The organism is Candidatus Limnocylindrales bacterium, assembly GCA_035571835.1.
Lineage (GTDB): Bacteria > Desulfobacterota > Binatia > UBA1149 > CAITLU01 > DATNBU01.
Genome location: DATNBU010000038.1, coordinates 20,713 through 34,009, shown reverse-complemented (window position 1 = coordinate 34,009; position 13,297 = coordinate 20,713). Strand labels below are relative to the sequence as shown.

Here is a 13,297-nt window from a genome sequence, read left to right as displayed (position 1 = left end):
CGCACGTGCCGGAAGTGCTGAGGCTGCGGCTGCAGATATCCGGCCGTGTGCAGGGGGTGTGGTTTCGCGAAGCCACGCGCATCGAAGCCGAACGCATCGGCGTTTCGGGCTGGGTGAGGAACTGCCCCGATGGTAGCGTCGAAGCCGTCCTAGAAGGACCGCCGGACGCCGTTCGCGAGATGGAATCGTGGTGCCACCACGGACCGCCATCCGCGCGCGTCATCGAGGTGAAATCGAATCCGGAGCCGCCGGCCGGAGAAAAGACGTTTCAGGTGCGGCGATGACCTCGCCTGCACGCAAGGAGCAAGCCCCGTCATGACCCAGATCCAGACCGTCACCGGCCCGATCGACATCAAGGACCTCGGGCGAACGCTGATGCACGAGCACATGCTCATCGGCTATCCCGGCTGGGAGTCCGACACCGTGCGGCCCGGTCCGAAAAAGAGCGAGATGGTCGCGATGTGCAGCGACCGCATCGCCGAGATGAAGGCACACGGCGTGGCGACGATGCTCGATCCGTGCCCGAACGACCTCGGGCGCGACGTCGAGTTTGCCGCCGAGATGGCCGCGCGCACCGGCTTCAACGTGATCTGCGCGACCGGTCTCTACAAGGAAGACGAAGGCGGCGTGGCGTACTGGAGATTCCGCGGCAACTTCGGTGACAGCTCCGATTCGATGGCCGAGCTGTTCATCAAGGAGCTGACCGACGGGATCGGCGAGAGTGGAATCCGGGCCGGCATCATCAAGGTCGCCACCGGCGCGCCGAAGATCAGCGACTACGAGCGCAAGATCCTCGAGGCCGCCGCGAAGGCGTCGGTTGCGACCGGCGCTCCGATCACGACCCACACCGACCACGGCTCGCTCGGCGACGAGCAGCAGAAGATCCTGACCGACGGCGGCGTTCCCGCGCACCGGATCATCATCGGTCATTCGTGCGGCACCGACGACAACGCGTACCACATGAAGCTCGTCGAAGGCGGCTCGTATCTCGGCTTCGACCGCTTCGGAATCGAAGTGCTGCAGCCGGATGCGAAGCGCGTCGCGTCGCTGCTTGCCGTGCTGAAGAAGGGCGCCGCATCGCGCGTCGTCATCTCGCACGATTCGGTGTGGTGCTGGCGCGGCCAGCCGATTCCGAACACCGAAGCGTTCGCCGAGATGCTCGCCGTCTGGACCCCGTCCCATTTCTTCACCGGGATCGTCCCGAAGCTGATCGAAGGCGGCGCAACCACCGAGCAGATCGAGATGATGCTCGTCGAGAACCCGCGCCGGTTCTTCGCGGGCGAGACGCCGCCTCCGCTTCCGTAAGGCAGCATGGCGGGGAACTGGTTCGTTGCGCTCGCCGTGCCGGGCGAGCCGTGGTTCTCGCGCGTCGCCGAGCCTCCGGACGGCGTGCGGCTGTTTCATCTGGACGACCTTCACATCACGGTCGCGTTCCTTGGAGCGTGCGGTGAGCAGGCTGCCGAAGCTGCATTCGCGATCGCGCCGAAGTGGCCGACGCTTGCGCTCGACGTGACGCTGGGGCGCGTCGAGCCGATGGGAAATCCGCGGCGGCCGAATGCGTTCTCCGCGATCGTGCGTGAGGGCGCCGACGTGCTGCGTGATGCAATCCTCGTCGTGCGTGACGAGATGTGCGAGCGGGCCGGTGCTCGGCTCGACGAGCGCGAGCCGCGACCGCATGTGACGATCGCACGGCCGCGGCGCTCGGCGAAGGGGCCCGTGCTGAGGAATGCGATGCAGTGGGCCCGGTCGGTGGATATCGGTGAGCCCCGAGTCCGGTTGTCGCAGCTCGTGCTGTATGCGCATTCGGTGGACCGCAGCGTGCGGCTGTTCCGCGAGCATGCGGTGCGTGAGCTCGCGTGATTGCGAAGCGTGGAGCGAAGCAAAGGATGAAACGATCGATCGCCTTCTCCATGGTCACGCTGTTCGCGCTGGGTGCGGCAAACGCTGTCGCTTCCGAGGCTGACCTGAGTCTCGCGCTGGTGAGGATAGGCGGCCCGATCTCTTCACTTTACGATGCCTATCCCGGCTTCTATTCGCATCGCCTGGCGGGCGGAGAGGTCCTGTACGAAGTCTGCAACCAGAAGACCCTGGACGTTTTCACGTTCACCGAAGAACCCTGGTCGCGCGGATACGTCACGAAGATCTGGGTGCGACGGGCGCCGGTCTCGACCTGCCGCGACGAGACGGGAGCGCTGCCCGACGTTCCGCGCCCCGCTGCGACGCCACGCGGGCTCGCGATCGGAGACCCGGAGTCGCGCGTGCGCAAAATTTACGGCGAGCCGACGCAGATCATCCGCTATCCGTCGCAGCAGACGTTGCTCTACGACTTTGCTTCCACGGATCCGAAGGTCGTGAAGGTTTCACTCGCCGTGACGGTTGCGGGCGGAGAGGTGAAAGACTTCCTGCTCTCGGCCAGCATTGCCGGGACCGCAGTGCCGAAATAACAACCGCCCACCTGCCTGCCGGTCTTCCTGCGACCGTGCTGGCCCGCGTTCCCGGTTATTTTCGGTCCACGCTGCTGATAATGTCGACCTGTTGAACCACTCGAACAGGAGACCGAGATGTCTGCACGCCCGTTCGTCGTCACCCCGAAAGATTACGCGCCCACGCTCAACATCGTCGGTGAGCACGTCACCGTGCTGGCGTCCGGCGAAGCAACGCAGGGCTACGAGATTTTCCTGCAGCGCGGGCCCGAGGGCAGCGGCCCGCCGCCGCACAATCATCCGTGGGACGAGTCCTTCTTTGTCATCAAAGGTGAGATCGAGTTCGGTATCGATGGCGAGACCACGACGGTGTCGGCCGGAACGCTCGTGCATCTCCCGGCAGGTACGACCCACTGGTTCCGTTTCGGCAAAGGCGGCGCGGAGATGATTTCGATGACGTCGCGGCTTGGCGCATCGAAGATGTTCGCGGATTTCGCGAGAGAAATCGCGCCGGTAAATCCCGACCTGAAACAGCTCGCGGAAGTCGGCGGGCGCCACGGGTTGAAGGTGGCGGTCTGAACTGCAGCCTTTCCATTGTTCAGTCAACATTCCCCGGGGAATGTCGGCGATGGCGGCGAGTCCGAAAGCTTTCGTCGGATAATACGCGCGGCGTCGGACGTGGATCACGGCGGGCTATGCCGCTTTTGTTATGGAAGCGTCGTCGCGATGTCGATTTCGCTTGACGCGAAGTTTCGCCGCTTGAGGTCGCCTATAGCGAAGCGAAACACGGCGCACCGCTTTTCTCGCCGACTTCGCGCGTTACGCCGCTCGGATCTCGCGCTTCGCTGCCACAGACCCATGCTTGACGGCGGTCGCGTCCTTACCGAGAACGACGCCTGAAAAACCCGTGTTACAAGGGTCGTCATGACGACATCCTTCAACAGCATTGCAAAGCTCTCCGAACAGGAACTGCTCGATCACTTCGAGCACCTCGTCGCCCGCGACCGCCGTACGACGGCGGCGCTACTCGTCGCGATCGCCGAGATCGACGAGCGCAAGCTCTGGGCCAGGCATGCCTGCTCCTCCATGTTCAGCTTCTGCATGGAGCGGTTCCACATGTCAGAGCAGGTAACGGCCAAGCGGATCTGGGCTGCGCGTACGGCGCGCCGCTTTCCGGTCGTGCTGGACCTGGTCGCACGCGGCGAGCTGCATCTCAGCGCCATTCATCTGCTGGCCAGGCATCTGACCACCGAGAACCACCTGCGAGTACTCGAGCGCGCCAGGCACAAGAGCTCGCGCGAGGTCGAGCGGCTGGTTGCCGAGCTGGCGCCGCGAGCGGACGTGGCGTCGCGTGTTCGTGCGATGCCCGGGCCTCGTGGTGCGGACGCGGCGAACCGTGGGCCTGCGGTGGCAGCGCCAACATCGGCCGGCGGTTGTTCGCCGGGTCACGAGCAGGCCGTCGGTGCGAGCGATCCGCGCGCTTGGGCAGACCGCGAGTCCGCCGGTTGCTCGAGTAATCGGCCGGACTCGCCGGCCTCCACAGACTCCGAGGTCGTCGGCGTCGCGATCACTCCACGGTCAGCGCAGCCGGCAAAAGTGACGAAGCCGATCGTTGCTCTCAGCCCGCGCCGCTACAAGATCGAGATCACCGTAGACCAAGACACGCACGACAAGCTTCGGTCGCTACAGGATCTGCTCGGCCGATCGGCGACCGGTCGCGACGCGGCCGCGATCATCAGCCGTGCGATCGACGTCCTGCTCGTCCGGACACTCGCGCGCAAGGCCGGTTGCACCGATCGACCGAAGTCGACGACGTCGACGCACGCGGAATGCACCGGTCGACCGGGCGCAATGCCGACAGCCGATGCGGCGGCCTCGCAGCGAGCACAGCAATCCCGGACCATCCCGGCGGCCGTGCGGCGCGAGGTATGGCGACGCGATTCGGGACGCTGCTGCTACGTAGACGGCCGAGGACGTCGCTGCCGCGAGACGGGCAACATCGAGTTCCACCATAGAGCTCCCTTCGCCATGGGCGGACCTCCAACGTCGCAGAACATCGAGCTGCGCTGCGCTGCACACAACCAGTATCAGGCGGACCTCGACTTCGGCCGCGCCTTCATGGACGCGAAGCGCGGCAATTTCGCCGATGCGCGAACATTCCCCGCGGAATGTCGTGCCGTCGACCGCGAGGGGATGGCGGCCGCTCCATGAACGACGTCGTCGGTGTTCGGATCTTGTTGAGGTGGACGGTCCTGGTAGCGAAGGCCCAGTGTGCATCCCCCACAAGCATCTGTTGTCCATGCTGCCGGGGAGTGAGACTTCTACTCACTGGCCTGATCGTTGACGACGGGCGCACGATCCGGGAAACCTGATGTGGCTCGGCATTGGCGTAACGCTCGTTGTGAGACAGTGAGACTTCTACTCCACATCGGCTTTGCGGTTCTTGCGTCCGTTTCGCTTGGCCTCGGCGTTACGGCGTGCGGCACCTACCGCAATATCACACCTCACGACCGGGAGCGCGCCACTCAAATATTCGAGCTTGGTCCGGATGCATCGCTCGAGCTCGTCAGTGTACGCTTTGATCGAAAGGCGCATGTTGTTGAAAGCGATCTCGAGAAAAACGGTTTCGAAAACGTCCGTTCCATTGATGGGATTTCGTTCTTTGGAACGGACGGGAATCTGCCGACGCGCGAGGTCGCCGGGGCGAAGGTGATCTTTCGGGACGGAAGAACGGTCAGTCTGGACGTAAAAGGCATGTACGACCCGGACAGCCCCGGGACATACGGTTCGCTATTCAGCCTGGCGCGTCAGGAAGAGGAAGAATCGTATCTCCTCAAAGGGCATTTCGGCGACGGCGCAGGTTCGTATGATGCCGAATGGAGGATTCGCAATGGAACTGCGACCCGAACGTCCATCGAGTCGAACTGCGGCGCGTACGGCGATCCTGACGCGCCGGTACCGCACATCCCGCAGGTCGAACCCGACATCCTGACTCCTCCAACACTCGCGCAACTGCAGTCGGACTTCGCGTCGTCCTATCCGGAATGCTTCGTGGATCACACCTATCTGCTGAATGGAGACCAGGCCGCCCTGAACATGGGAGTTCAATTTCACTGCGGTACATCCGGCTTGCGAAAGAACGACATATTCCACTACGTTCAAAAGGCGGCGGTCTGGAAATTCGTGCCGCGCCCGGCACAGCAATGAGGAAACCGTCATGACCCAGCTCTCCCCCGCCCGAATCATGGAAGTCGGCATGGCCTTCTGGCCGGCAAAAGTCCTGCTTTCCGCCGTCGAGCTCGGAGTGTTCACCGCGCTCGGCGCGGGGTCGATGACCGGTCGCGAGCTGCAGGACGCGCTTCGACTGCACGCGCGCGCCAACCCGGACTTCTTCGACACGCTGGTTGCGCTCCAGTTCCTCGAGCGCGACGGCAACGGTGCGGACGCCCGTTATCGCAACACGGCGGAGACTGCGCTGTTCCTCGACCGCAGCAGTCCGCAGTTCATGGGCGGCTTCCTCGAAATGGCGAACGCTCGTCTCTATCCCTTCTGGGGCGACCTCAGCGAAGGCCTCAAGACCGGCAAACCGCAGAACGAGATCAAGCAAACGGGCGCGTCGATGTTCGCCGAGCTGTACAGCAAGCCCGAGCGGCTCGAGCTGTTCATGGACGCGATGAGCGGAATATCCGCGGCCAACTTCCGGGCTTTTGCCGACAAGTTCGATTTCTCGAGCTATCGGACGGTCTGCGACGTAGGCGGGGCGACCGGCCAGCTGTCGATGTTCGTCGCGGAAAAGCATCCGCACCTTCGATGCATTTCGGCGGATCTGCCCGCCGTCACCTCGATCGCCGAGCGGAAGATCGCAGCCGCCGGACTCGCGGACCGTGTCACGGCAAAGCCGCTCGATTTCTTCGCCGAGCCGTTTCCGAAAGCCGACGTGATCACGATGGGCATGATCCTTCACGACTGGAATCTCGAAAAGAAGATGCACCTCGTCCGTGCGGCCTACGACGCACTGCCGGCCGGAGGGGCGTTCGTCGTGATCGAGAACCTGATCGACGACGCGCGCCGCGAGAACACATTCGGGCTGCTGATGTCGCTCAATATGCTGATCGAGTTCGGCGACGCGTTCGATTTTACCGGCGCTGATTTCGCCGGCTGGTGCCGTGAGGTCGGCTTTGCGAGGACGGAGGTGATTGCGCTTGCCGGTCCGGCAAGCGCGGGCGTCGCTTACAAGTAGCTGCGCTAGAGATGACGCGAGCCGACCGGGTCGCGCAGCCAGTCCGACAGAATTCCGCCGACCTCCGGATCGCTGAGCAGTCCCATGTGATGCGTCCGGTAGATGACGACCTGTCGCGGCGCCGTAAACGCCAGCTCGCGTCCGGCGTCCGCGTGATGACCGAGCGCGCTCGCAACCGGCACCAGCCCGTCACCGACGAGGCGATCACGCGCATCGCCGCTGCGCGCACCGGTCGTCGCGGCCACGGCGAGGCAGTCGACGCCGACGGGAAGCGGAACCGGCGTGCGGCAATCCTCCGGATGGCTGAAGCGGTCGCGGTTGCCCCAGTCGTCGTCGACGAGATTTCCGTGACGCAGATCGGTGACGCCCGCGCTTCGCAGGCGGCCGAGGCGTGACAGCGGCGCGGCAAGCGGGATCGAGCCGACGAGCTGCTCGAACCAGTGCCCGCCGCGCTCGAGCGGCGCGCCGTGGTGCGGGCTGCCGAGAAACGCCATGCGCCGGACGAGCGACGGCCATTCGCAGCCGAGCTGAAGCCCGTAATGGAACGCACTGCGTGCAACCAGTCCGCCGAGGCTGTGGCCGATCAGCAGCAGCTCCTCGACGGGAACAGGCCACGCGCGCACGAGCTCTTCGAGCTGACCCGCCAGCGCGCGACCGTTCGTCGAGATGTGAAGGCCGCTGTTGTAGCGCAGGTAGACAGGCGTGAATCCGAAATCGCGCTCGAGCATGGCCGCGTAATCGGTCTCTCCGCGTTTCCACTGCGCGTCGGTACCGCACAGTCCGTGAATCATTACGGCCACGCGCGGCGATATGCCCGGCAGCGCGGCGGCAAGCTGTTCGCTCTCGAGGATCAGCGCTTTGCCGCGACGGCGGAACCCCATTCGTATCGCGAGGGGATTTCCGGTTGCGAGCAGATGATCTCCGATGACACCGTTCAGCACGGAGACCAGCGCATCGCGCTGCGGCGACGACTGGCGTTCGCCGAGCATCGGCACCAGCGGCACAGCGGCCATGTCGAAACCGCCACCGACGATCTTCGCGACGCCGCGTACGCTCGAGTACGCGAGCCCGGCCAACGCGGAGGCGCCGGGGATTCCGCGCAGCCATGGCGACGCGATCACTTCGTGCATGGCCTCGACGATGTCGGTCACCGCGCTCGTCGCGTCGGTCGCAAGCCGCGCGATACCGTGGATGTCGGCTGGATGCAGATGGGTCGGCCTGGACACGAGATCCGAGTAGCACTGCCCGGCCACGCAATCCACGGAAACACCACGAACCGTGCAGCTGTCGCAATCCGCTAACCGAATTGCTACGGAGATTTCCGTCGACGCCCGCGCCGTCGTAAGTCCTTTGCAATCAACGGGAAGCCGCGTGAGGCAGATATGAAACAGATCGATGCCGGCCTGTGGATAGCCGATCAGCCGCTTCGCGTTGCCGGAGTGGAGCTCGGCGCGCGCATGACCGTCGTGCGCCTCGCGAGCGGCCGGCTGCTGCTTCATTCGCCGATCCGGCCGACGAGCGAGCTCGTCCGTGAAGCCCGCGCACTCGGCGGCGTCGGCGCGCTCGTCGCGCCCAACCGCTTCCACCATCTGTTCGCAGCCGACTGGCGCGAAGCCTTTCCCGACGCCGGCCTGTTCGTCGCGCCCGGCCTCGACACGAAGCGGCCCGACCTTGCCGTCACCGCAATTCTTTCGGACCAGCCCGATCCGATGTGGAGCGGCGTCCTCGAGCAGGTCGTCCTTCGCGGTCTGCCTTTGACCAACGAGGTGGTGTTCTTCCACCCGGCAAGCCGCACGCTGATCGCCACCGATCTCGCATTCCACATCGGACCGGAAAGCCCGGCGCTGACGAGAATCGCATTTCGACTGTCGGGTGCATACGGAAGACTTGCTCCGACATTTCTCGAGCGCATCATCATCCGCGACCGCGCGCAGTTCCGGGCTTCGTTCGAACGCATCCTCGCGTGGCCGTTCGAACGCGTCATCGTCGCCCACGGCACGGTGCTCGAGTCGGGAGGGAGCGAGGCGCTTGCAAAAGGGTACGAGTGGCTATGACGATTGAGCTCGACCACGTCATCATATCGGCGCGCACTCGCGACGCATCGGCAACGCGGCTCGCCGATCTTCTCGGGGTTGCCTGCGGTCCGGCGAAAGAGGGTCCGTTCTTCGCGGTCTACGTCAACGATGGACTCACACTCGACTTCATCGAGACCGACGAACCGTTTCCGATCGAGCATTTCTGTTTTCGCGTAAGCGAAGCCGAGTTCGATGCGATCCTCGGGAGGATCGAAGCGGCCGGAATCGACTATCGAAGCGTCGTGCACGGGCCCGTCGACAGAAAGATCAACACGAGCTACGGCGGCAGGATGCTGTACTGGAATGATCCCGAAGGTCACCAGTGGGAAATCCTGACGGTAAGCTACGCACGACAACCGGGGGAGGAACCATGAGACTGTTTCAGGCATTCGGCGCCGCGCTGCTCGGCATCTGTCTCGCATCGCCGGCCGTGCTTGCCGACGATGCGTCGCAATCGAAGGCGCAGGCTGCGGCCTCGACGTGGCTTGGCAAGATCGACGCAGGCGATTACGCCGCCAGCTGGAAGGACGCGTCGGCGTACTTCCGGGGCGCAGTCCCGGAGAAATCGTGGGTCGGCTCGCTCGAAGGCGTTCGCACGCCGCTGGGCAGGAAGTCGTGGCGCAAGCTGAAGAGCGCGGATGCGATGAAGTCGCTGCCCGGCGCGCCCGACGGCAACTACGTCGTGATGCAGTTCGACGCGAGCTTCGAGAAGAAAGCGTCCGCGGTCGAGACCGTGACCTTCGTGGAAGAAAAAGACGGCGCGTGGAAGGCCGCCGGCTATCTGATCAAGTAGACGGTCCGCCCGATCAGGTCGCCGGCCCGTCGTCGTCGGCTTCTTCCTCGACGACCTGCTCTTCGTCATCGGCGTCGGCCGCGCCGAGCCGGCGAAGCGCATCGTACACGTCGCGCCTATGCGCGCCGCGCGGCTTCAATCGCCGCGCAATCTCGCGCGCAGGCACACCGGAGTCGGCGAGCGCCGCCACTTCGCGATCGAGAGCCTCGCCTGCCAGCTCGTCGTCATCGGCTTCCACGCGAACGGCAAGCACGAACTCGCCGCGCGGCTCGCGGGTTGAAAACCGGGCCGCGACTTCGGACGCCTTCCCGCGCACCACTTCCTCGTACATCTTCGTAAGCTCGCGTCCGGCCGCGACCGGCGGATCGCCGAGCGCATCGGCGACCTCGCCGAGGAACTCGACGACCCGATGCGGTGATTCGTAGAAGATCACCGTCGTGCCGGCGCCGCGCAGACTTTCCAGCAGGCGCCTCCGCGCGGACACTCGTGACGGCGGAAATCCTTCGAAGCGAAAGCGGTCGGTCGGAAGGCCGCTCACCGAAAGCAGCGCGATCGCAGCCGACGGCCCCGGGATGGAAACCACTTCGAGCCCCGCCTCCGCCGCCGCATGCACCAGCCGGTAGCCCGGATCGGAGATCGTCGGAGTGCCCGCATCCGACACCAGCGCGACGCTCTCGCCGGCGAGCATCCGTTCGACGAGATCTTCCGACAGCCGGCGCTCGGTCTGCTCGCGGTAGCTCACCATGCGGTTCTTCGCATCGATGCGCGCGAGCAGCTTGCCGGTCACGCGCGTGTCCTCGGCGGCAACCATGTCGACCTTCGCGAGCACTTCGGCCGCGCGCGGCGACAGATCTCCCATGTTGCCGATCGGCGTCGCAACGACGTAGAGCCGACCGGCCATGGCTTACAGTCCCCAGTCGCGGGAATACCGGAAATCGGTGTCGATGCTTCGCGCCGAAAGCTTCGCGATGATCGGAAGCCGGCGCTTGAACTGCGACGAGCGCACCATCCGCGAGATGCGCTCGACGAATGCTTCGCCGAAACCCATCTCGACGAGCTCGGCAGTGTCCGAACGTTCGTCGATCATGCGATAGAGCAGCCGGTCGACCTGGTGGTAGGAAAACCCGAGCTCGGTCTCATCGGTCTGCCCGCTCCACAGGTCCGCCGTCGGCGCCTTGTCGATGACCGACGCCGGAAGAGCGAGATGGCGCGCAATGCCCCAGACCTGCGTCTTGTAGAGATCACCGATCGGATTGAGCGCCGAGGCCATGTCGCCGTAGAGCGTTCCGTAGCCGAGCAGAAGCTCGGTCTTGTTCGACGTGCCGATCACGAGCGCCGAGCGCGCCGCGGAGTGGTCGTACAGGATCGTCATGCGCTCGCGGGCCATCTTGTTGCCGCGACGAAGGCGCGAGGCGTCCGGAAAACGCTCGAAGTACGCGTCGACCTGCGGCGTGATCTCGACCGTCAGCGTTTCGATGCCGAGCGAGCGGGCGACTTCGAGCGCATCCGCTTCGCTTTCGGGAACCGACGAACGATACGGCATGAAGACGCCGAGCACATTCTCGGCGCCGAGCGCGCGCGCTGCGATCGCGGCCGAAACCGCCGAGTCGACGCCGCCCGAAAGGCCGAGCACGGCGCGCTCGACGCCGACCTTGCGTACCTCGTGCTTGACGAAGCCGACGAGCAGCTTCTCGACGACGGAATATTCGGTTTCGGGAAACGGCGGACCGGCAAGCTGAGCGGCATCGCCCGCAGGAACGGCTGCATCGCTCGCCGCGCTGGCGGCCGAACTGCCTGAGCTCCGCTCTTCGGCCGGCGCAGCCTTGCGCGCGCGCGCTTTGCGCACGGGCTTCTCGGCGGCCGCTTCCGGCTCGAGCTTCGCCGCGGCCTTCGTCGCCGCGGCCTTCTTCGTCGTCGCGCGCTTCTTCGCGGCCGGCGGCTTCACGGAAGACGCCGCGGGTTTTTTCCTCGTCGTTGCCAATCAGTCGTCCCTTCGGCCGCGGCCGCGCGGCTTGGCGCCCTTGTGAAACGGTTTGCGCGCCGGATCGGGGCGCTGGCGTTCGCGCGGCGCGGACGCCGCAAAGCGTCCCTTGCCCGCGAATCCTCCGCCCTCGCCTCCGCGCGGCGGACCGAAGCCGGCTGCGCCACCGAAGCTGCCGCGACCGCGCGGCTTGTCGTCGCCCGGCCGGTCACCACCGCCGAAGCGTCCACGCGGAGCGTCGTCGCGATCGCGTGCTCCGCCGCCGAAGCGGCCGCGCGGCGGACCCGCAAATCCCGGCTTCTGAAAGCCCGGCTTCTGAAAACGCGGGCGATCGCCTTCGTCGCGATCGTCGCGGCGCGCACCGCCGAATCCCGGTTTCGAAAATCCCGGCTTCTGAAAGCGCGGGCGATCGCCTTCGTCGCGCGCACCGCCGCCGAAACGCGGCGCGAAGCGGTCGCGCGGCGGACCGTCCGAGTCCTGCCTCTGGAAGCGCGGGCGATCGCCTTCGTCGCGTGCACCGCCGCCGAAGCGCGGCGCGAAACGGTCGCGCGGCTCGTCGAAGCGCGGTTTCTGAAAGCGCGGGCGATCGTCGTCGTCGCGGGCGCGCCGCGGCGGCGCAAAGCCGCCGTCGTCGCGACGCGGCCGATCCTCGCGATCCTGGCGCGGCTCCTTGCGGTCAAAACGCCGCGGAGGCTTCTCGCCGTCGGCGAAGTCGCTGCCCTTTGCGGCCTTTCGCTTGTCGCTGTCGCCGCTTGCGGCTTGCGCCGCGCTCTCGACAGCGCGGCCGCGAATGCGCGAAAGCTCGTTGATCGTAAGATCGAGGTCTTCGTCGCGCACGAGCGGATTGGCGATGCGCCGGCGGCGCACCGCATCATCCGAAACCACGCCGCTGACGAAGTCTTCGTCGTAGTAGGCAGCCTTGGCAACGCGGTCGCCGGCGGGCGAGAGGATCTCCGAGCCGCCCCAGAACGATACGCCGTCTTCGACGCCGACGCGGTTGCAGTAGGCGATCCAGACGCCGAACGAACGTGCCATGACCTGCAGGTAGGCTTCCCACGAACGCGCATTGCCGTCGGCTTCGCCTTCGCCGGTAACGCCCCGCGCCGGGCTCGCCGATGGAACGATCAGAAGCGTCGCGCCGTCGCACGCGGCAATCGTCGCCGCGCTCGGATGCAGCATGTCTTCGCAGATCAGCATCGCGACGCGGCCGTGCTTCGTGTCGAACGCCGCGATGCTGCGCCCGCGCGCGAAGTAGCGCTGCTCGTCGAACATGCCGTAGGTCGGCAGGTACGTCTTGCGATGCACCGCGAGCGTGCGGCCGCCCTCGAAGCATGCGACGGAATTGAAAAAGAGATGATCGGCCGATTCCTCGACGAGCCCGACGAACAGCGTGATGCCGGTGGAAAGCTCCTCGAGCTGCTTCCACGTCTCGCCGCCCTGCTGCACGGCGACGTCGGGAACCGAATCCTTCAGCCGATAACCGGCCAGGCCGAGCTCGGGAAAGACGAGGACGTCGCAGCCGGCAGCAACGGCCTTCTCGACCGCAGCGCGATGCCGCTCGAGATTGGCCTCGGTGTCGCCGAGCGCGGGCGCGATCTGCGCCAGACCGATTCGGGGACCCTTTGCCGGCCGCCGCGTGGAATCATTTGTTTCGGACATTGCGGGATCCTCTGGAACCTGTGGAGCTTGGGGCCGGTGGAGTCTGGGCGGCGCCTGCCGTCGTCGCGGCTCAGGCGGAGCGGCGACCCAGGTCGGGTCCGTTTTGCGAACCCGGCGGCGGACTTT

Annotated in this window: 15 protein-coding genes; 11 read left to right on the top strand and 4 right to left on the bottom strand. The window is 65.6% G+C overall.

The annotated features are described in order from the left end of the window. Positions 1 to 5 precede the first annotated feature (5 nt). The 8 genes from VN634_16935 (at position 6) to VN634_16900 (ending at position 6,663) form a co-directional block, all read left to right on the top strand. Positions 6 to 284: an acylphosphatase gene (locus VN634_16935; protein HXC52570.1), complete on the top strand. Its 279-nt coding sequence runs from the start codon at positions 6 to 8 to the stop codon at positions 282 to 284. A gap of 31 nt (positions 285 to 315) precedes the next feature. Next, positions 316 to 1,305 carry a hypothetical protein gene (locus tag VN634_16930; protein HXC52569.1) on the top strand — a complete coding sequence of 330 codons (990 nt, stop codon included), beginning with the start codon at positions 316 to 318 and terminating at the stop codon, positions 1,303 to 1,305. 6 nt (positions 1,306 to 1,311) lie between these two features. Then, positions 1,312 to 1,860 (top strand): hypothetical protein, encoded by a 549-nt coding sequence (locus VN634_16925; protein HXC52568.1) that lies wholly within the window; start codon positions 1,312 to 1,314, stop codon positions 1,858 to 1,860. Between the two features lie 26 nt (positions 1,861 to 1,886). Continuing rightward, complete coding sequence (locus VN634_16920) at positions 1,887 to 2,444, top strand: hypothetical protein (protein ID HXC52567.1); 558 nt, start codon at positions 1,887 to 1,889, stop codon at positions 2,442 to 2,444. A gap of 117 nt (positions 2,445 to 2,561) precedes the next feature. Beyond that, positions 2,562 to 3,002 carry a cupin domain-containing protein gene (locus tag VN634_16915; GenBank protein ID HXC52566.1) on the top strand — a complete coding sequence of 147 codons (441 nt, stop codon included), beginning with the start codon at positions 2,562 to 2,564 and terminating at the stop codon, positions 3,000 to 3,002. Between the two features lie 345 nt (positions 3,003 to 3,347). Further along, the gene (locus VN634_16910; protein ID HXC52565.1) at positions 3,348 to 4,634 is read left to right on the top strand and encodes a hypothetical protein; all 1,287 of its coding nucleotides are present in this window, start codon (positions 3,348 to 3,350) and stop codon (positions 4,632 to 4,634) included. A 198-nt stretch (positions 4,635 to 4,832) separates the two neighbouring features. Further along, positions 4,833 to 5,630, top strand: coding sequence for a hypothetical protein (locus VN634_16905; protein ID HXC52564.1), 798 nt, complete (start codon positions 4,833 to 4,835; stop codon positions 5,628 to 5,630). Positions 5,631 to 5,640: 10 nt separating this feature from the next. Further along, positions 5,641 to 6,663 (top strand): methyltransferase, encoded by a 1,023-nt coding sequence (locus VN634_16900; protein HXC52563.1) that lies wholly within the window; start codon positions 5,641 to 5,643, stop codon positions 6,661 to 6,663. A gap of 5 nt (positions 6,664 to 6,668) precedes the next feature. On the opposite strand, the gene VN634_16895 is transcribed toward VN634_16900, so the two are convergent. After that, positions 6,669 to 7,889, bottom strand: a complete 1,221-nt coding sequence (locus VN634_16895) for a hypothetical protein (GenBank protein HXC52562.1) — start codon at positions 7,887 to 7,889, stop codon at positions 6,669 to 6,671. Between the two features lie 156 nt (positions 7,890 to 8,045). On the opposite strand from VN634_16895, the gene VN634_16890 reads away from it, so the two are divergent. Genes VN634_16890 through VN634_16880 form a run of 3 tightly spaced genes read left to right on the top strand, consistent with a single transcriptional unit; the run spans position 8,046 to position 9,531 of the window. Beyond that, positions 8,046 to 8,717 (top strand): DUF4336 domain-containing protein, encoded by a 672-nt coding sequence (locus tag VN634_16890; GenBank protein ID HXC52561.1) that lies wholly within the window; start codon positions 8,046 to 8,048, stop codon positions 8,715 to 8,717. Further along, positions 8,714 to 9,112, top strand: coding sequence for a VOC family protein (locus tag VN634_16885; protein ID HXC52560.1), 399 nt, complete (start codon positions 8,714 to 8,716; stop codon positions 9,110 to 9,112). The genes VN634_16890 and VN634_16885 overlap by 4 nt, the downstream gene beginning before the upstream one ends. After that, positions 9,109 to 9,531 carry a DUF4019 domain-containing protein gene (locus VN634_16880; protein HXC52559.1) on the top strand — a complete coding sequence of 141 codons (423 nt, stop codon included), beginning with the start codon at positions 9,109 to 9,111 and terminating at the stop codon, positions 9,529 to 9,531. Before VN634_16885 ends, VN634_16880 begins: the two co-directional genes overlap by 4 nt. Positions 9,532 to 9,544: 13 nt before the next feature. On the opposite strand, the gene rsmI is transcribed toward VN634_16880, so the two are convergent. From rsmI to VN634_16865, 3 genes are read right to left on the bottom strand one after another with little or no spacing between them, the layout of a single operon-like run. Continuing rightward, on the bottom strand, positions 9,545 to 10,432 hold the full coding sequence (rsmI, locus tag VN634_16875) for a 16S rRNA (cytidine(1402)-2'-O)-methyltransferase (GenBank protein ID HXC52558.1): 888 nt from the start codon (positions 10,430 to 10,432) through the stop codon (positions 9,545 to 9,547). A gap of 3 nt (positions 10,433 to 10,435) precedes the next feature. Further along, positions 10,436 to 11,476, bottom strand: coding sequence for an NAD+ synthase (locus tag VN634_16870; protein HXC52557.1), 1,041 nt, complete (start codon positions 11,474 to 11,476; stop codon positions 10,436 to 10,438). A gap of 36 nt (positions 11,477 to 11,512) precedes the next feature. Next, positions 11,513 to 13,171, bottom strand: a complete 1,659-nt coding sequence (locus tag VN634_16865) for a nitrilase-related carbon-nitrogen hydrolase (protein ID HXC52556.1) — start codon at positions 13,169 to 13,171, stop codon at positions 11,513 to 11,515. Between the last annotated feature and the right edge of the window lie 126 nt (positions 13,172 to 13,297).

What these genes read in the sequence shown, in the direction of transcription:
- VN634_16930 (HXC52569.1), top strand. Translation starts at nt 316, where the DNA reads ATGACCCAGATCCAGACCGTCACCGGCCCGATCGACATCAAGGACCTC.
- VN634_16925 (HXC52568.1), top strand. Translation starts at nt 1,312, where the DNA reads ATGGCGGGGAACTGGTTCGTTGCGCTCGCCGTGCCGGGCGAGCCGTGG.
- VN634_16920 (HXC52567.1), top strand. Translation starts at nt 1,887, where the DNA reads ATGAAACGATCGATCGCCTTCTCCATGGTCACGCTGTTCGCGCTGGGT.
- VN634_16915 (HXC52566.1), top strand. Translation starts at nt 2,562, where the DNA reads ATGTCTGCACGCCCGTTCGTCGTCACCCCGAAAGATTACGCGCCCACG.
- VN634_16910 (HXC52565.1), top strand. Translation starts at nt 3,348, where the DNA reads ATGACGACATCCTTCAACAGCATTGCAAAGCTCTCCGAACAGGAACTG.
- VN634_16900 (HXC52563.1), top strand. Translation starts at nt 5,641, where the DNA reads ATGACCCAGCTCTCCCCCGCCCGAATCATGGAAGTCGGCATGGCCTTC.
- VN634_16890 (HXC52561.1), top strand. Translation starts at nt 8,046, where the DNA reads ATGAAACAGATCGATGCCGGCCTGTGGATAGCCGATCAGCCGCTTCGC.
- VN634_16885 (HXC52560.1), top strand. Translation starts at nt 8,714, where the DNA reads ATGACGATTGAGCTCGACCACGTCATCATATCGGCGCGCACTCGCGAC.
- VN634_16880 (HXC52559.1), top strand. Translation starts at nt 9,109, where the DNA reads ATGAGACTGTTTCAGGCATTCGGCGCCGCGCTGCTCGGCATCTGTCTC.
- rsmI (HXC52558.1), bottom strand. Translation starts at nt 10,432, where the DNA reads ATGGCCGGTCGGCTCTACGTCGTTGCGACGCCGATCGGCAACATGGGA.
- VN634_16865 (HXC52556.1), bottom strand. Translation starts at nt 13,171, where the DNA reads ATGTCCGAAACAAATGATTCCACGCGGCGGCCGGCAAAGGGTCCCCGA.